The organism is Zoogloea oleivorans (assembly GCF_008107625.1).
Taxonomy (GTDB): domain Bacteria; phylum Pseudomonadota; class Gammaproteobacteria; order Burkholderiales; family Rhodocyclaceae; genus Zoogloea; species Zoogloea oleivorans.
Map to the genome: position 1 here is coordinate 137,416 of NZ_SDKK01000002.1, position 17,055 is coordinate 154,470.

A 17,055-nucleotide genomic window follows, 5' to 3' on the forward strand; every position below is an offset into this window, starting at 1 on the left:
ATCACTCGCCCAGGTAAGCTGCCCGCACCTTCGGGTCGGCGAGCAGGTCGGCACCGGAGCCGGTCAGGGTGATCCGGCCCGATTCCATCACGTAGGCGCGCTGCGAAAACTCCAAAGCCAGGTTGGCGTTCTGCTCGACCAGCAAGATGGTGACGCCCTCGGCGGCCACCGAGCGGATGACCTCGAAAATCTTCTCGACCACCAGCGGCGCCAGCCCCATCGACGGCTCGTCGAGCAGCAAGAGGCGCGGCCGCGACAGCAGCGCCCGGCCAATGGCAACCATCTGCTGCTCGCCGCCCGACAGCGTGCCGGCGACCTGCTGGAGGCGCTCCCTGACCCGCGGCAGCATGGTGAACACGCGCTCCATGTCGGCCTCGATGGCATCGCTGTCGCGCCGGCAGTAGGCGCCCATGCGCAGGTTCTCCTCGACCGTCAGGCGCGTGAAGATGCCGCGCCCTTCCGGCACCAGGGCCAGGCCCTGGCGCAAACGCTTGTGGGCCGGCAGGGCGTTGATCTTCGCGCCGTCGTACAGAACTTCGCCGCCGGCCACCGGCAAAAGGCCGGCGATGGCGTTCAGCGTGGTGGTCTTGCCGGCGCCGTTGGCCCCGATCAGCGACACCAGTTCGCCCTTGGCGAGTTCCAGGCTGATGCCCTTCACGGCCTCGATGGCGCCGTAGGAAATCTTGGTGTCGCGCAGTTGCAGCAGGGGTTTGGTCGCGTCGCTCATGCGGCAGCTCCGGCCTTGTGGGTGCCGCCGCCCAGGTAGGCGGAAATCACGGCGTCGTTCTTCTGCACCATGGCGGGCACGTCCTCGGCGATCTTCTTGCCGAAGTCGAGCACGGCCAGCCGGTCGCACAGGCCCATCACCAGCTTCACATCGTGCTCGATGAGCAGCACGGTAACGCCGTCGTGGCGGATGGTCTGGACCAGTTCGCGCAACTTGCCGGTTTCGGTGGCGTTCATGCCGGCGGCGGGTTCGTCGAGGGCCAGCAGCTGCGGCTCGGTGGCCAGTGCGCGGGCGATTTCGAGGCGGCGCTGGTCGCCGTAAGAGAGGTTCTTCGACACGGTATCGGCAAAGCGTTCGATGCCCACGTAACGCAGCAGTTCGAAGGCGCGCTCGGTGATCAGGCGCTCCTCTTCCTTGGCGTGTTTGGTCTGCAGCAGGATCGCGAAGGGGTTGGCGCGAGAGCGGATGTGGTGGCCGGCCATCACGTTTTCGAGGGCAGTCATTTCGCGGAACAGGCGAATGTTCTGAAAGGTGCGGGCAATGCCGGCCTCGACCACCAGGTGCGGCTTGCCGGCCGGCAGTTCGGTACCGTTGAAGACAATCTCGCCCTGCTCGGCCGTGTAGGCGCCGGTGAGCACGTTGAAGAAGGTCGTTTTGCCGGCGCCATTGGGGCCGATGAGGCCGTAGATCTCGCCCTTGCGGATGGTCAGCGACACGTCGGACAAGGCCGTGAGGCCGCCGAAGCGCTTGCCGATGCCGCGGGCTTCGAGGAGCGTGATCACTTGGCGGCCTCCCCGCTGCTTTCCTTGCCAACGACCAGTTCAGGACGCGAATAGCGGCTGTAGGCGGGGATCAGCCCCGACGGGCGCAGCAGCATCATGAAGATCATCGCCAGCGACAGCAGCAGCATGCGCAGCACTTCGGGGTCGAGGATGACCCGGTCGAACAGCGCCTGCTGCACCGGCACGGCCACGTAGCGCAGGATTTCCGGCAGCGCAGTGAGGGCCAACGCGCCGACGATGACGCCGGCCAGGTTGCCCATGCCGCCAAAGACGATCATCGTCAGCACGGCAATGGATTCCATCAGCGAAAAACTCTCGGGCGACACGAAGCCCTGGAAGGCCGCGAACAGCCCGCCGGACACGCCACCAAAGGTGGCCCCCAGCGAGAAGGCCAGCAGCTTCATGTTGCGGGTGTTGATACCGATCGCCTTGGCCGCCAGCTCGTCGTCACGAATCGCCGCCCAGGCCCGCCCGATGCGGGAAATCTGCAAGCGCTGGACGAGGATGATCGACAGCACCACGAAGGCCAGGAAGACGTAGTAGTACAGGAACAGCGAGTTGATCTTGAACGACTCGCCAATCTGCAGCCCCTGGGAGATGTCCCAGCCGAAGAGCACCAGCGGGTCGACCATGTTGATGCCCTGCGGCCCGTTGGTGATGTTGATCGGGTGGTTCAGGTTGTTGAGGAAGATGCGCACGATCTCGCCGAAACCCAGCGTGACGATGGCCAGGTAGTCGCCACGCAGGCGCAGCGTGGGCAGGCCGAGGATGATCCCGGCCAGCGCGGCAAAGCCTGCGCCTGCCGGCAGCACCAGCCAGAAAGGCAGGTGGATGTCGAAGTGCGGCGAAGCGAGGAAGGCGAAGGTGTAGGCACCCACCGCGTAGAAGGCGATGTAGCCCAGGTCGAGCAGACCGGCGAAGCCCACCACCAGGTTGAGGCCGATGGCGAGCATCACGTAGAGCATCGCAAAATCGAGAATGCGCACCCAGGTCTTGCCGAACAGCACGGCAATCAGCGGCGCGGCGAGGGCCAGGGCGATCACCACCCAGCGGGCCGCCGCCGGGTTGCGCTTGCCGAGCCACGGAATGGCGAGAGCGAGTTGGTTCATGGAAGTGTCCTCAAGCCCGGTCGGCCACCCGCTCGCCCAGCAGGCCGGTAGGCCGGAAGATGAGCACGATGCCGAGAATGACGAAGGCGAAGATGTCCTGGTAGCTGGAGTTGAGGAAACCGAAACTCATGTCCTCGATGTAACCGGCGCCGATGGACTCGACCAGCCCGAGCAGCAGCCCGCCGAGCATCGCCCCGCCAAGGTTGCCGATGCCGCCCAGCACCGCCGCCGTAAAGGCCTTGAGGCCAGGCATGAAGCCCATCGCGTAGTGGGCGATGCCGTAGTTCGACGAAAACATGACGCCGGCCACGGCGGCCAGGGCCGAACCGATGATGAAGGTGGCAGCGATGATCTTGTTGGTGTCCACACCCATCAGGCTGGCCACCTTGTGATTTTCGGCAGTAGCACGCATGGCGCGGCCGAGGCGGGTCTTGTTGACCAGCAGCAGCAGGGCCACCATCAGCGTGGCGGACACCACCAGGATGGCGATCTGCACCGGGGTGATGAAAACGCCGGCCACGGGTTCGAGCGGCGTAGTGGAAACCAGCTGCGGGAAGGTGTGGTAGTTGCGCCCCCAGATGATCATGGCGAGGGTCTGGAGCAAGAAGGACACGCCGATGGCGGTGATCAGCGGGGCCAGCCGCGGCGCATTGCGCAGGCGACGGTAGGCGGTGCGTTCGATGGTGTAGCCGAGGGCCATGCACACGATGACCGACACGCCGAGACCGCCGAGCAGCGTGGGAATCAGGCCGAGGTCAGGCGCGTAGAGCTGGATCAGGCGGATTGCCTCGAGGGCGACCAGCGCGCCGATCATCAGCACGTCGCCGTGGGCGAAGTTGATCAGCCCGAGAATGCCGTAGACCATCGTGTAGCCGAGGGCGACCAGCGCATACACGCTGCCCACGACGAGGCCGTTTACGGTTTGTTGGAGAAGGGTTTCCATTGATGCGACCCGGAAAGGGTGGGAGAACGAAACGACTGGGGCGCACCGGATGGCGCGCCCCTTGAGAGGCAGGTCAGCTTAGTTGGCGGTTTCCCACTTGCCGGCCTTGAATTGGTAGACGGTGACTGCGCCGTCCTTGATGTCGCCCTTGGCGTCAAAGGCCACGGTGCCGATCACGCCGGGGAAGTTCACCTTGGCAATCGACGCCGCGTACTTGGCCGGATCGCTGCTGTTGGCGGCCTTCATGGCCTCGATGATGGCCGAGGTGGCGTCGTAGGAATACGGCGCGTAGATCTGCACATCGGCATTGAAGCGCTTCTTGAAGCGCTCGTTGAAGTTCTTGCCGCCGGGCATCTTGTCGAGGGGCAGGCCGGGCTGGGTGCAGAAGGTGTTGCCGGTGATGGCGTCACCGGCCAGCTTGATCACTTCGCCGGTGCAAGCGCCGTCGCCGGTGATGAACTTGACGTTGAGGCCGAGCTGCTTGATCTGCTTGAGCATCGGGCCGGCCTGGGTGTCCATGCCGCTGTAGACGATCACCTCGGGGTTCTGGGCCTTGATGCGGGTCAGGATGGACAGGAAGTCGGTGGCCTTGTCGCTGGTGAATTCACGCGCCACCAGCTTGCCGCCGCTGGCCTTGACGGCCTTTTCGACTTCATCCGCCAGACCCTGGCCGTAGGCCGTGCGGTCGTCGATGAGGGCGATCTTGGTGCCCAGCTTGGTGGCCGCGTACTTGCCGATGGCCAGGCCCTGCTGCACGTCGTTGGCGATGGTGCGGAAGGTGGCCTTGAAGTTCTGCTGGGTCAGCTTGGGGTTGGTGGAAGCCGGGGAAACCTGCGGAATGCCGCCTTCGTTGTAAATGCGCGAGGCCGGGATCGAAGCACCGGAATTGAGGTGCCCGATAACCCCCTTGACGCCGCTGTCCACCAGGCGCTGGGCCACGGTGGTGGCGGTCTTCGGGTCGGCCTGGTCATCCTCGGCCTGCACTTCAAACTTCACCTTCTTGCCGCCGAGCGTCACGCCCTTGGCGTTGTATTCCTCGATGGCGAGGCGCACGCCGTTTTCGATGTCCTTGCCCAGATGCGACTGGGTGCCGGTAAGGGGCGCGGCGGTGCCGAGCTTGACGACTTCCTGGGCGTGCACTGCGGATGCACCAAGACCGAGCACGGCAAGGGCGACAAGGGTGTGTTTCATGCGGGTTTCTCCTCTGGTTTATACGGGGCAAGGCTGTCTAGCAACTTCGGGGCCGATCAGGGCCGGGCTTCCCATTTGCCGCTGTTGAACTGGTAGAGCGTCACGCCACCCTCGCGGCTGTCGCCGCTCGGATCGAAGGCAATGTTGCCGGTGACACCCTTGAAGGCGACTTTCTGGAGCTGCGGCAGGTACTTGGCCGGTTCCGCCGAATTGGCCAGCTTCATCGCTTCGATGAGGGCACTGGCGGCGTCGTAGCTGTAAGGCGCATAAAGCTGCACCGGCACGCCGAAGCGCTTCTTGAAGCGTTCGTTGAAGTCCTTGCCGCCGGGCATCTTGTCCATCGGGATGCCGGCCTGGGTGCAATACACGTCGGGGCTCATGGCCGCACCGGCAATCTTGATCATCTCGGCAGTGCACGCGCCGTCGCCGCCCAGGTACTTGGCCGCGATGCCAAGCTGCTTCATCTGCTTGAGGACCGGCGCGCCCTGGGCGTCCATGCCGCCGTAGAAGATCGCGTCGGGCTGGGCGCCCTTCAGCTTGGTCAGAATGGCCGCGAAATCGGTGGACTTGTCGGTGGTGAACTCCCGCCCGACCGGCGTCACGCCGAGGCGTTTGAGGCTGTCCACCACCGCATCGGCAAGCCCCTGCCCGTAGGCAGTGCGGTCGTCGATGACGGCAATGCGCTTCGCCTTGAGCACCTCGGTGGCGAACCGGGCCATGGCCGCGCCCTGTTGCAGGTCGTTGGCGATGACGCGGTAGGTGGTCTTGTACTTCTGCTGGGTGAGCTTGGGGCTGGTGGACGACGGGGTGATCGCCGGAATGCCGGCCTGCTCGTAAATGCGCGAGGCCGGAATCGCCGCACCGGAGGTGACGTGGCCCACCACGCCCTTCACGCCGGCATCGGCAAGGCGCTGAGCAACGGTGGTGGCGGTGCGCGGATCGGCCTGGTCGTCCTCGGCCATCAGTTCGAACTTCACCTTCTGGCCGCCCAGGCTGAGGCCCTTCGCGTTGGCATCGTCGAGGGCCAGCTGGGCGCCGTACTGTTCGTCCTTGCCGACGTGGGCAATCGGCCCGGTCAGCGGGCCGGCAAAACCGATCTTGACGATCATGTCGGCAAGGGCTGCCGTGCTGCCCGTCATCGTCACGCCGGCCAGGGCCAGCATCATCACGCTGTGTTTCACCTGTTGATCCTCCGCAAAGGGCGTTCATGCCAGAATGACGGCGATTGTAACCAAGCCCGGCCCCTTTGGCGGGATACGGGCCAATCCGGAGATTTCCCCATGCGCAGTCTGCTCTCCCTTTTTCTCGGCGCCCTGGCGGCCATCGGCCTGATCGGCTGCGACGCGGTCAACCTGAAGGACCTGAAACCCGGCGTTTCTACCGGCTTCGATGTGCGCGACAAGCTCGGCAAACCGGGTATCGAATGGCGCAACGACGACGGCAGCGTGACCTGGGAATACACCCGCCAGCCCGAAGGCACCGAGTGTTTCATGGCCACCATCGGGCCAGACAACATCCTGAAAAACCTCGAAAACGTGCTCACCCCGCAAAACTTCGCCCGCGTCGAGGCCGGCTGGACGAAGGACCAGGTGCGTCGCCTGCTCGGCAAACCGCGCTCGGTGCAAAGCTTCGCGATGAAGAAGGAAGAGGTCTGGGACTGGCGCCTGCCTCCCGAATTCAACGCCGCGGTGTTCTTCAACATCCATTTCGACATGGACGGCAAAGTTACCGGCACCAGCCGCAGTAACGAGATACGCGGCTGACAGGCATGGCCGTTGCTGGCAACGAGACCTGTGACAAAAGTCACTCGGCATCTGGCGCGCCCTTCAGGAGCTCGCCCCCTGACCGTTAAGCCCAGGGTTGAGTCCATGCCCCGGAGCCCGCCATGCGCAGCAACCTTCCCGTCACCCGTACCGAGTACTTCATTCAGGACGGGGCCGCCATCATCAGCCGCACCGACCGGAAAGGCCTGATCGCCAGTTGCAACGACGAGTTCGTTGAAGCCAGCGGCTTCACCCGCGAAGAACTGCTCGGACAGGCCCACAATATCGTCCGCCACCCGGACATGCCGCCCGAGGCCTACAGGGACATGTGGGCCAGCCTGGAACGTGGCCGACCGTGGAGCGGCATCGTCAAGAACCGGCGCAAGAACGGCGATTTCTACTGGGTACGCGCCACCGCCACACCCATGGCCGACGGTTCGGGCTATATGTCGGTGCGCATCAAGGCCAGCCGCGAAGAAATCGCCAGCGCCGAAGCACTGTATGCGCGAATGCGCAGCGACACGGACATCCGCCTCGACGAAGGACGACTCGCGCCCACCGGCCTGTTGGCCGCGTTCAGACGGTTCATGCCGCAAACGGGTCTGATCACCCGCATTTACCTGATCACCGGCAGCCTTGCTGCCCTGTGCCTGATCGTCGGTCTGGTGGGTCTGAATGCCGCCGGCAGCAGCCGCGATGCCCTCAGGACGCTTCATGAGAACCCGGCGAGCGCCTCGCAAGGCACAGGAAAAATCGAAGCGGACAGGGCTGAAGCACGCTACCAGACAAGCCTGCAACTGCTTTCCGGAATGGCCGCAGGCCTGACCCTTGCCGCCTGGCAACCCTCCTGCTGACCCGCCGGCTCAGTCAATCGATTGCGGGCGGGAAGACCGTCGCCGAAGCCATCGCCGCCGGCAACATGCTCCAGCCCCTGCCCGCTGCCAGCAATGACGAACTGGGCGCCCTGATCGTCCATATGGCCGTCATGCGCAACAACCTCCACGAACTGATCGCCTCGATCCGTAACGAGGTCAAGGCCCTCCTCACCAACGCCCGCCAGCTCAGCAGCACCGCCAGCGAAACCTACCAACTGGCAGAAGACCAGGCCGAATCAGCTGCGGCGATGGCGGCGGCCGTCGAGGAGTTGTCCGTCTCCATCGACCATATCGGCGACCATGCCCGCGAATCCCACCAGTTGTCGGAAAGTTCCGGCCAGCAGGCCACCAGCGGCGCCCGGGTGATCGGCGATGCGGCAGCCGAAATGCGCTCCATCGCCCAGTCGGTCAACATCTCGGCGAACTCGGTCCGCGAACTGGAGAACCTGTCCGGCGGCATCTCGATGATCGTCGGCGTCATCAAGGAAATCGCCGACCAGACCAACCTGCTGGCCCTCAATGCCGCCATCGAAGCCGCCCGGGCCGGCGAGTCGGGGCACGGCTTTGCCGTGGTGGCCGATGAGGTGCGCAAACTGGCCGAGCGCACAACCAAATCCACCGCCGAAATCACCACCATGATCGAACGCATCCAGGCGGCCACCCGCAGTGCCGCCGACGACATGGAAAGCGGCGTGAACCGGGTCGCCCGCGGCGTCACCCTCGCCGACGAAGCAGGCCAGACCGTCGGCAACATCCAGCACAGCACCCGTCAGGTACTCGCCTCGGTGGAAGGCATCAACCTCGGCCTCAACGAACAATCGACGGCCGCCCGGGATATTGCCCAGCGGGTCGAACGGATCGCCGGCGCCTCCGAATCCAACGCCGCCAGCGCCGCCACCCTCACCCGTGCGGCGGACGACCTGTCCACCCTCGCCCACACCCTGGAAGACCTGTCGGGGCGCTTCCGGATCGCCTGAGCCAAGATGCGGGAGGCGGCACAGCCTGACACACCGCATTCACAAAAGTGCTCCATCGTGCACTTGGCATGGAGCAACCGTCCCGTTTCGAGACACCCCCAGGCAGCCGATGCGGCGCTGCACAAAAATGGCACACCCTCACCAAGGGACTGATAAAAAAGACATTTGATCCCATAACGAGAGCTGATCCGGAGCTGGCATGACCCCTGCTGAATGGATGACAACGCTGCACAACGCGTTTTCAATCAAATCCAGGAGGAGACATTCATGCTTTACGCACTGCCCGGTACTGCCGAAGCCAAAGTCCAATACAAGTCCAAGTACGACAACTTCATCGGTGGCAAGTGGGTTGCCCCGGTCAAGGGTGAATACTTCGACGTCATCACCCCGATCACCGGCAAGGTCTACACCCAGGCCGCCCGCTCCACCGCCGAAGACGTGGAACTGGCCCTCGACGCCGCCCACGCTGTCGCCGACTCCTGGGGCCGTACCTCCCCCACCGAGCGCGCCAACCTGCTGCTGAAGATCGCCGACCGCCTGGAAGCCAACATCGAACTGCTGGCCTACGCCGAGACCGTCGATAACGGCAAGGCCATCCGCGAAACCCTGAACGCCGACATCCCGCTGGCTGTCGATCACTTCCGCTACTTCGCCGGCTGTCTGCGCGCCCAGGAAGGCAGCATCAGCGAGATCGACGAAAACACCATCGCTTATCACTTCCACGAGCCCCTCGGCGTCGTTGGCCAGATCATTCCCTGGAACTTCCCGATCCTGATGGCGGCCTGGAAGCTGGCTCCCGCCATCGGCGCCGGCAACTGCGTGGTTCTGAAGCCCGCCGAATCCACCCCGATCTCCATCCTGGTGCTGGCCGAACTGGTCGCCGACCTGATTCCCCCCGGCGTGCTGAACATCATCAACGGTTTTGGCCGCGAAGCCGGCATGCCGCTGGCCACCAGCAAGCGTATCGCCAAGATCGCCTTCACCGGCTCCACCGCTACCGGCCGCGTCATCGCCCAGGCCGCTGCCACCAACCTGATTCCGGCCACCCTGGAACTCGGCGGCAAGTCCCCCAACATCTTCTTTGAAGATGTGATGGCCGCCGACGACGCCTTCCTCGACAAGGCTGTCGAAGGCATGGTGCTGTTCGCCTTCAACCAGGGCGAAGTGTGTACCTGCCCGTCCCGCGCCCTGATCCACGAATCGATCTACGATCGTTTCATGGAAAAGGTGCTGGCCCGCGTCAAGGCCATCAAGCAGCTCAGCCCGCTCGACACCGACAGCATGATGGGTGCCCAGGCTTCCGCCGATCAGCTCAACAAGATCATGTCCTACATGGAAGTCGGCCAGCAGGATGGCGCCGAATGCCTGGTCGGCGGCGAGCGCGCCCATCTGGGCGGCGACCTTGAAGGCGGCTACTACATCCAGCCGACCCTCTTCAAGGGCCACAACAAGATGCGCATCTTCCAGGAAGAGATCTTCGGACCGGTGCTGGCCGTGACCACCTTCAAGGACGAAGCCGAAGCCCTGGCCATCGCCAACGACACCCCGTACGGCCTCGGCGCCGGCGTATGGAGCCGTGACGGCAGCCGCGCCTTCCGCATGGGCCGTGGCATCAAGGCCGGCCGCGTCTGGACCAACTGCTACCACGCCTACCCGGCGGGTGCGACCTTCGGCGGCTACAAGGAGTCCGGCATCGGCCGCGAAACCCACAAGATGATGCTCGACCACTACCAACAGACCAAGAACCTGCTGGTCAGCTACAGCCCGAACGCCCTGGGATTCTTCTGATCCCCGAGTCAAACGAGTAAGGCAAGGTGTTACGGGGCGAGGTTTCTCGCCCCGTTTTTTTCTTCAAGGACCCCATCATGACCGCTCGCATCGTGGCCACCGAGGCGGCCTGCCGCTTCATTGACGAACTCGCTGCCGAGTTCGGCCCGCTGATGTTCCTGCTTTCCGGCGGCTGCTGCGACGGCAGCGTGCCCAACTGCTACAAGGTCGGTGAAGTGCAGCCCGGCCCGACGATGGTGCTGCTCGGCGACGTAGCCGGCGCGCCCTTCTACCTGGGCCACCAGGAGTTTTCCTACTACGGTAGCAGCCAGCTGACCCTCGACGTGGAACCCGGCAAGGGTGGCGATTTCTCCCTCGACTGCGGCAAGGGCAAGGCCTTTGTGACCCGTTCCCGCCTGTTCAACGAAAACGAACTGTCGACCCTGCCTCCCATCCCGGGACACTGAGCCCGACAAGGTGCGTGTTTTTTCACCCGACGACGACAAACGAAAGGAAGGACCATGAGCACACACCCGGCCGGCATTGTCGACTCGTTGCGGGTCCGCCTGAGCCCCGAAGCCGAGATGTTCCTCGGCTCCCTGCATGACAGCTCCGGCAAGCTCCACCTGCTGTTCGACGGCAACGCTCCTGAAACCCAGCGCCTGCGCTGGACCCGGGCCGACCTGCACGGCAACCCGGACGGCTACGTACCGTGGGCACGCATCTCCTGCGGCACCCTGCTGGTGACGGCTCACGACGTGCTGCGGGTCCAGTCCAACCGCCTGCTCGTAGACCTGGCCGAGTTCAGCCCTGACTCCGCCTCGGCCCACTGCCCGACCCTGCGCCTCAGCGCCCGGCTGATCCCCCTCGGGCCGGACGACCTAGCCCTGCGCCAGGCGTTTGAGCGAGGACCCTCTCCTCTGGCGCAGGACGGCGACACGCGCCAAACCCATTACGGGCAATAACCAACAGGTTTCTTTGACCTTCTCCTAAAGGCTGCGCCCCCGATTGACGTGAACTTCTCAGGAAGCACGTGGCGCCATACCGCGGTCACATGATCGCAGCACTCACGAATCGCGCTCCTGCGGAGAGAACCCATCCATGGCCACCCTGTTATGGCTTCAAACCGGCGCCTGCAGCGGCGACACCATGTCGCTGCTCAACGCGGACAGCCCCTCCATCGAAAGCCTGATGCGCAAGGGCAGCATTGAGCTGCTGTGGCACCCATCCCTCTCCGACACGCCACCTGGCGGGCTGGGCAAGCTGATCGCAGCCATCGAGGCCGGCACCCAGGCACTCGACATCCTGTGCGTTGAAGGCAGCCTCATCACCGGCCCCTTTGGCACCGGCATGTTCGACAGCTACCGCGGCCGCCCCAAGATCCAGATCGCCGAAGCCCTCGCCCGGCGCGCGCGTTACGTGGTCGCCGTGGGCACCTGCTCGGCCTTCGGCGGCATTCCCGCCGCGCCGCCCAATCCCACCGACTGCACCGGCCTGCAGTTCGACCACGAACAACCGGGCGGGCTGCTGCCACCGGAATGGCGCTCCGGTGCCGGCCTGCCGGTCATCAACCTGGCCGGCTGCCCGACCCATCCGACCACCATCACCCGCAGCCTGGCCATGCTCGCCCAGGATTTGCCGCTGGAACTCGACTTCCTCAACCGGCCACGCCTTTTCTTCAGCACCACGGTGCACCAAGGCTGCACGCGCAACGAATACCACGAGTACGACGTCGAAGAGACCGTGCCCGGCGGCCGCGGCTGCATGTACTTCAACCTCGGCTGTCAGGGCCCCAGCACCCTGGCCAACTGCAACAGCGAACTGTGGAACGGGCGCAGCAGCAAGCCCCGCGCCGGTGTTCCGTGCTTCGGGTGCACCTCACCCGGCTTTCCACGGGATGGCGACCTGTTCCGTACCGAGAAAATCGGTGCGGTGCCGGTGACCCTGCCACTGGGCGTCTCCCGCGCCCACTACATGGCCTACAAGAACCTCGCCCACGCGGCCGCTCCACTGCGCGTAAAGAATCGCGAGATGGAGCCCTGAAGGCACGCCCCATGAGCCGCACCACCCTCAACATCGACCTCAACCGCGTGGAAGGTGACCTGGAGTTCCAGGTGGATCTGGACGGCAACCGGGTGGTGGACGCCCGCTGCGTCGGCACGCTGTTCCGCGGCTTCGAGCAACTGCTGATCGGCCGCGCGCCCAAGGACGGGCTGGTGATCACGCCCCGCGTGTGCGGCATCTGCGGCACCGCCCACCTGTACACTGCCGCGCTGGCGCTGGAGCGCATGGCCCAGCTGCCGGTGTCGCCCCACGCCACCCTCGTGCGCAACCTGTGCCTGATGGCCGAAAACGTGCAGAGCGACCTGCGCCAGAGCTTCCTGTTCTTCACCCCGGACTTCGTCCATCCGCGCTACGCGGCGCAGCCCCTGTTCGCGGACATCGAGGCGGCCTTCGCCCCCATGAAGGGGCGCATCGTGCGCTCGACCCTCGCCGCCAGCCGCAAGGTGGTCGAACTGGTCGCCATCTACGGCGGCCAGTGGCCGCACTCCTCCTACATGCTGCCCGGCGGCATCACCCGCGGCGCCACCGCCCGCGACCTGATGGACTGCCAGGACATCGTGGACCGGACCATCGAGTGGTACGAACTCGACGTTATCGGCGACAGCCTCGACAACTGGCTGGCCCTCGACAGCGCCGACGCCTTCTTCAGCTGGCTCGACGCCGCCCCCCACGCCGCCAGCGCCCTCGGCCTCCTGACCCGCTTCGCCCGTGCCATCGGCCTGCACCACATCGGCGCCGGCGCCCGTTACTTTCTCAGTGCCGGCTCGTGGCACGACCCGCTGCGCTGGCAGCCACCCTACGGCGAGCCGGCCGGCCTGCTCCCCGCGGGCCTCTACCACGCCGACCACGGCCAGCTGGACGCCTTCAACCCGGACATCATCAACGAGCACGTGCGCCATTCCTGGTACCGCCCCTACCCGGGCGGGCGCCACCCCTACATCGGCGAAACGGTGCCCGACTACCAGCCCGACACCGACCGCTACACCTGGGCCAAGGCCCCCCGCTACGGCGACAAGGTGATCGAAACCGGCCCGCTGGCCGAACTGCTCACCGGCGGCGACCAGCTCATCGTATCCCTGCTCGCCCTCGAAGGCCCCAACGCCTGGCTGCGCCAGTTTGCCCGACTGCGCCGTACCGGCCTGACCCTGCACCTGATGAAGCAACACCTGGCCGAACTCGCCCGCCAGCTCGGCACGCCCCACTACCTGCCCCCGCCGGCCGGCGCCCTCGACCAGGGTGAAGGCTACGGCCTGGTACAGGCCGCCCGGGGCAGCCTCGGACACTGGATACAGGTAACAGACGGGCGCATCAGCCGCTACCAGATCGTCACCCCCACCGCCTGGAACGCTTCGCCGAAGGACAGCGCCGGCCAGCACGGCCACTGGGAAGAAAGCGTCATCGGGGTCGAACTGGCCGACCCGGCCGACCCCATCGAAATCGGCCACATCGTCCGCTCCCACGACCCCTGCCTGGTATGCACGGTGCACTTTGTCGGACGCGCGGAACGACACCGCTATGGCGTCTGACGACATCCACATCATCTGCTTCGGCAACGAGCTGCACGGCGACGATGGTGTCGGCCCGGCTGTTCATGCCCTGCTTGCCACAAAGCGGCTGCCCTCCGGCGTGCGCCTGATGCGTGCCGACATCGCCGGGCTTGCCGCCATCGGCTGTTTCGACGGCTGCCGCCGCGCCGTGGTGGTGGATGCCCTGCGCGGCTTCGGTGCCCCCGGTTCGGTGCACGACCTCGACGCCCTGCTCCTCGCCGAGGCCGCCGACACCGACGAAGCCCCCGGCGGCTTCCACGGCGCCGGCGTCGGCGCCCTGCTGCGCCTGCTTCCACTGGCGCTCGCGCATCTGCCGGAAATCCACCTGATCGGCATCGAAATCGAGTCCACACAGCCCTTCACGCCCGGGCTCTCACACCCCGTCGCCGGCAGCATCGCCCGTGCCGCCCGCAGGGTCATGGAACACCTGTCATGAGCACCGGCCGCACAATTCCAATCCGCCAGCTGCGCCAGGTCGCTGGCCAGCGCAACCGCCTGTGTGGCGTGGTAGACCTGCCCGGCCGACCGGGCCGACAGCACATCCTGATCATCAAGCGCGGGGCCGCCTGGACAGCCCTGTCCGCCACCTGTCCCCACGAAGGCTACCGCCTTGACGAGAGCCCGGAAGACGAGGAAGGCCGCATCGTCTGCCCGGCCCACGGACTCAAGGTCGAAACCGAGGGCATCGGCCATACGCTACCGGTGCGCAGGGACGGCGACGACTTCGTTCTCATCATGAACGATGAAGCGCCCCCCACTGCCACCTCCCAGGCGGACATCCAGCGCCTGCAGGCCGAGCTCGAAGCCCTGCGCCACGCCAACACCAGCCTCGAACAGCAGATCGGCGCCGTCACCGTGATGATGGACGCCATGGTCGACGAGGTCAGCGCCAAGTCCCGCCTGCTCGAAGAGCGCAGTGCCGAGCAGGCCCGCCTGAGTGCCTTCGTCACCAACGTGATGGACACCATGGACAGTCTGCTGCTGGTGGTGGACCGCTTCGGCTGCATCAAGCAGGCCAATGCCGCCGTCCGGCGCTGCCTGGGGATCGACCCAGCCAGCCTCGTCGGCAGCTCACCCGACAGCCTGCTCACCGCCGAAACCCTGGCCCCGCTGCACCAGGCTGCCCCCAGTGTCGCCGCCGGCAGCGTACTGTTCCGCACCATCCTGCTGCGCGGCAACCTGGAGATGGAAACCTGTATCGAAAGCCGCCTGCCCGACGCCACCCTGCGCCACTTCATGCTGCGCGCCTCAACCCTCCATGATCGCAGCGGCAAGCTGCAGGGCGTCGTCATCGTCGGCTCCGACATCACTGCCCTGCGCACCCGCGAGCAAGCCCTCAAGGACAGCGAGCAGCGCTTCCGCGACTACTCAGCGGTATCCTCCGACTGGTACTGGGAAACCGACGCCGAGATGCGCTTCACCGAATACATCGGCCCCAGCCGCAACAGCAAACAACTCATCGACATCGTGCGCGGCGCGCGACGGGAAGACTTCGCCACGGAAGAAGACCTCGCCGACACCACGAAATGGCTCGGTTACCACGATGCCGTGGCCCGGCGGATGGAGTTTCGCGACTTTGACTACTGCATCCGCCCCCACGCCACCGACCTGACCTGGCTCAGCGTGGCCGGCCTGCCGACGTTTTCGGCCAGCGGTGAATTCCTTGGTTATCGAGGCACCGCCAAGGACATCTCGGCCCGCAAGTCCATCGAAGCCGAACTGCGCCGCCACCGCGACCACCTGTCCGAACTGGTCGCCGCGCAAACCGCCGACGTGGTCGCCGCCAAGGAGGCCGCCGAACGGGCCAACCACCTGAAGAGCGAGTTCCTGGCCAACATGTCGCACGAGTTCCGCACTCCGCTGCACGGCATCCTGTCCTACGCCCGGCTCGGTGAAACCCGTACCGGCCAGGCGCCGGACGAGAAGATCATCAATTACTTCGAGCGCATTCACCAGAGCGGCAGCCGCCTGGGGGTGCTGGTCAATGACCTGCTCGATCTGGCCAAACTTGAATCCCGACGGGTGGACTTCATGCTCCGTCTGGCCGACATGGCCACCGTCGTGGAGCGGGTCCACAACGACCTGGGCGCCCTCATGACGAGCAGCGGCATCACCCTCGCCATCAACTGCCAGACAGCCAGCACTGTCGCCCTGATCGACACCCAGCAGTTTCACCACGCCGTGCAGAACCTGCTCTCCAACGCCATCAAGTTCTCACCGGAAGGCAGCACCATCACCGTCACCCTCAGCGACGCCATGCTCGGCAAACGGGAAGCCCTGGCCCTCACCGTGCATGACCGGGGGATCGGCATTCCGCCCGGTGAAGAAGAACGCATCTTCGACAAGTTCGTGCAGAGCAGTGCCACCAAGACCGGCGCCGGCGGCACCGGTCTTGGCCTCGCCATCACCCAGGAAATCGTCCGCGGCCACAGCGGCACCATCTCGGCACGCAATCACCCGGACGGTGGCGCAATGTTCGAGATCCGCGTGCCGCGTGCCGGGCTGCCTCAGTCCGGCACGTAGACCAGCGAGCCGTCCGGCATCCGCCAGGCCGTACCGGCCTTGACGCCCCGACCGGCAGACTGGCTCGCGCCGTCGCCCTTGAAGTGCTCGATCTTGCGCCCGTCCTTCACCACCACCTCCATCTCCGGCGTGCCGGCCTTGCGGATCACCGTCACCTTCTCGTCGCTGAAAGGGTTGAGCGGATTCTTCGCCACCGCCAGCAACAGGGCCGCGATGATGACGAGGAACACATCGATCAGATTGACCAGCGACAGCACCGGATCGTCGGCGTCGTCGCCGGCATCCTGCAAACGCAGCTTCATCGCGCAGCCTCCGCCTTCTCGATGGCCAGCAGATCGGCCGCGTACCAGCGTCGTCGCACATTCACCACCCAGTAGGTCAGCGCCGCCGCGATCAGGGCCAGGATCACCGCCGAAAACGCCACCATCAGGCTGCGCGACACATCCGTCAGTTGCCCGTCGCCGAGCGCCTTGAGAGCCGGCCCCATCGGGATCATCGTCGCCACCAGCCCCAGCATCGGCGCGACACGGGTGGCAATACGGGCAAACTCCAGACGCTTGAGCGCCAGGGCTTCCAGATCGGCCATCACCAGCCCCGGTTCTCGCTGCCACACGCCAGCCAGCTCGAAGCCCGCCGGACGCCCGGCCCGCCGCTGGGCCGCCTGCCACAGGAAAGCGCCCAGCGCATAGAAGGCGTACAGAAAGAGCACGCCAATGGCCGCCAGCACCGGCACGAGAAACAGCTGGCTGACGCCGTACATGAAGGTTTCGATGCTTTCATTCATGAC

At 65.5% G+C, this 17,055-nt stretch carries 18 protein-coding genes; 10 read left to right on the forward strand and 8 right to left on the reverse strand.

Annotated elements, in window-relative coordinates; translation table 11 throughout:
* Position 1: 1 nt before the first annotated feature.
* From ETQ85_RS02250 to ETQ85_RS02275, 6 genes are all read right to left on the reverse strand, one after another.
* On the reverse strand, positions 2 to 727 hold the full coding sequence (locus ETQ85_RS02250; protein ID WP_148577502.1) for an ABC transporter ATP-binding protein: 726 nt from the start codon (positions 725 to 727) through the stop codon (positions 2 to 4).
* Complete coding sequence (locus ETQ85_RS02255) at positions 724 to 1,509, reverse strand: ABC transporter ATP-binding protein (protein ID WP_148577503.1); 786 nt, start codon at positions 1,507 to 1,509, stop codon at positions 724 to 726. The genes ETQ85_RS02250 and ETQ85_RS02255 overlap by 4 nt, the downstream gene beginning before the upstream one ends.
* The gene (locus ETQ85_RS02260) at positions 1,506 to 2,618 is read right to left on the reverse strand and encodes an ABC transporter permease subunit (RefSeq protein ID WP_148577504.1); all 1,113 of its coding nucleotides are present in this window, start codon (positions 2,616 to 2,618) and stop codon (positions 1,506 to 1,508) included. The genes ETQ85_RS02255 and ETQ85_RS02260 overlap by 4 nt, the downstream gene beginning before the upstream one ends.
* A gap of 10 nt (positions 2,619 to 2,628) precedes the next feature.
* Entirely contained in the window at positions 2,629 to 3,561 is a 933-nt protein-coding gene (locus tag ETQ85_RS02265) for a branched-chain amino acid ABC transporter permease (protein WP_148577505.1), read from the reverse strand.
* 78 nt (positions 3,562 to 3,639) lie between these two features.
* Positions 3,640 to 4,752: a branched-chain amino acid ABC transporter substrate-binding protein gene (locus tag ETQ85_RS02270; protein ID WP_148577506.1), complete on the reverse strand. Its 1,113-nt coding sequence runs from the start codon at positions 4,750 to 4,752 to the stop codon at positions 3,640 to 3,642.
* Positions 4,753 to 4,808: 56 nt separating this feature from the next.
* Positions 4,809 to 5,933 carry a branched-chain amino acid ABC transporter substrate-binding protein gene (locus tag ETQ85_RS02275; protein ID WP_148577507.1) on the reverse strand — a complete coding sequence of 375 codons (1,125 nt, stop codon included), beginning with the start codon at positions 5,931 to 5,933 and terminating at the stop codon, positions 4,809 to 4,811.
* A gap of 99 nt (positions 5,934 to 6,032) precedes the next feature.
* On the opposite strand from ETQ85_RS02275, the gene bamE reads away from it, so the two are divergent.
* From bamE to ETQ85_RS02325, 10 genes are all read left to right on the forward strand, one after another.
* On the forward strand, positions 6,033 to 6,515 hold the full coding sequence (bamE, locus tag ETQ85_RS02280) for an outer membrane protein assembly factor BamE domain-containing protein (RefSeq protein WP_148577508.1): 483 nt from the start codon (positions 6,033 to 6,035) through the stop codon (positions 6,513 to 6,515).
* Positions 6,516 to 6,637: 122 nt separating this feature from the next.
* Positions 6,638 to 7,369: a PAS domain-containing protein gene (locus ETQ85_RS26080; RefSeq protein WP_187394554.1), complete on the forward strand. Its 732-nt coding sequence runs from the start codon at positions 6,638 to 6,640 to the stop codon at positions 7,367 to 7,369.
* A gap of 50 nt (positions 7,370 to 7,419) precedes the next feature.
* A complete protein-coding gene (locus ETQ85_RS02290) occupies positions 7,420 to 8,367 on the forward strand; it encodes a methyl-accepting chemotaxis protein (RefSeq protein ID WP_342781945.1) in 948 nt (315 codons plus the stop codon).
* Between the two features lie 267 nt (positions 8,368 to 8,634).
* Positions 8,635 to 10,155 (forward strand): acetaldehyde dehydrogenase ExaC, encoded by a 1,521-nt coding sequence (exaC, locus tag ETQ85_RS02295; protein WP_148577510.1) that lies wholly within the window; start codon positions 8,635 to 8,637, stop codon positions 10,153 to 10,155.
* Positions 10,156 to 10,232: 77 nt separating this feature from the next.
* Complete coding sequence (locus tag ETQ85_RS02300) at positions 10,233 to 10,601, forward strand: DUF779 domain-containing protein (RefSeq protein ID WP_148577511.1); 369 nt, start codon at positions 10,233 to 10,235, stop codon at positions 10,599 to 10,601.
* A 54-nt stretch (positions 10,602 to 10,655) separates the two neighbouring features.
* Complete coding sequence (locus ETQ85_RS02305; protein WP_148577512.1) at positions 10,656 to 11,099, forward strand: hypothetical protein; 444 nt, start codon at positions 10,656 to 10,658, stop codon at positions 11,097 to 11,099.
* A gap of 136 nt (positions 11,100 to 11,235) precedes the next feature.
* Positions 11,236 to 12,177, forward strand: a complete 942-nt coding sequence (locus ETQ85_RS02310) for an NADH-quinone oxidoreductase subunit B family protein (protein ID WP_148577513.1) — start codon at positions 11,236 to 11,238, stop codon at positions 12,175 to 12,177.
* An 11-nt stretch (positions 12,178 to 12,188) separates the two neighbouring features.
* The gene (locus tag ETQ85_RS02315; protein WP_148577514.1) at positions 12,189 to 13,724 is read left to right on the forward strand and encodes a nickel-dependent hydrogenase large subunit; all 1,536 of its coding nucleotides are present in this window, start codon (positions 12,189 to 12,191) and stop codon (positions 13,722 to 13,724) included.
* On the forward strand, positions 13,714 to 14,181 hold the full coding sequence (locus ETQ85_RS02320; protein WP_148577515.1) for a hydrogenase maturation protease: 468 nt from the start codon (positions 13,714 to 13,716) through the stop codon (positions 14,179 to 14,181). Before ETQ85_RS02315 ends, ETQ85_RS02320 begins: the two co-directional genes overlap by 11 nt.
* Entirely contained in the window at positions 14,178 to 16,268 is a 2,091-nt protein-coding gene (locus tag ETQ85_RS02325; RefSeq protein ID WP_148577516.1) for an ATP-binding protein, read from the forward strand. Before ETQ85_RS02320 ends, ETQ85_RS02325 begins: the two co-directional genes overlap by 4 nt.
* On the opposite strand, the gene ETQ85_RS02330 is transcribed toward ETQ85_RS02325, so the two are convergent.
* Both ETQ85_RS02330 and ETQ85_RS02335 read right to left on the reverse strand, forming a co-directional pair.
* Complete coding sequence (locus tag ETQ85_RS02330) at positions 16,253 to 16,570, reverse strand: DUF2149 domain-containing protein (RefSeq protein ID WP_148577517.1); 318 nt, start codon at positions 16,568 to 16,570, stop codon at positions 16,253 to 16,255. The two genes, ETQ85_RS02325 and ETQ85_RS02330, sit on opposite strands and share 16 nt — an antisense overlap.
* Positions 16,567 to 17,052, reverse strand: a complete 486-nt coding sequence (locus tag ETQ85_RS02335; protein ID WP_148577518.1) for a MotA/TolQ/ExbB proton channel family protein — start codon at positions 17,050 to 17,052, stop codon at positions 16,567 to 16,569. Before ETQ85_RS02335 ends, ETQ85_RS02330 begins: the two co-directional genes overlap by 4 nt.
* Between the last annotated feature and the right edge of the window lie 3 nt (positions 17,053 to 17,055).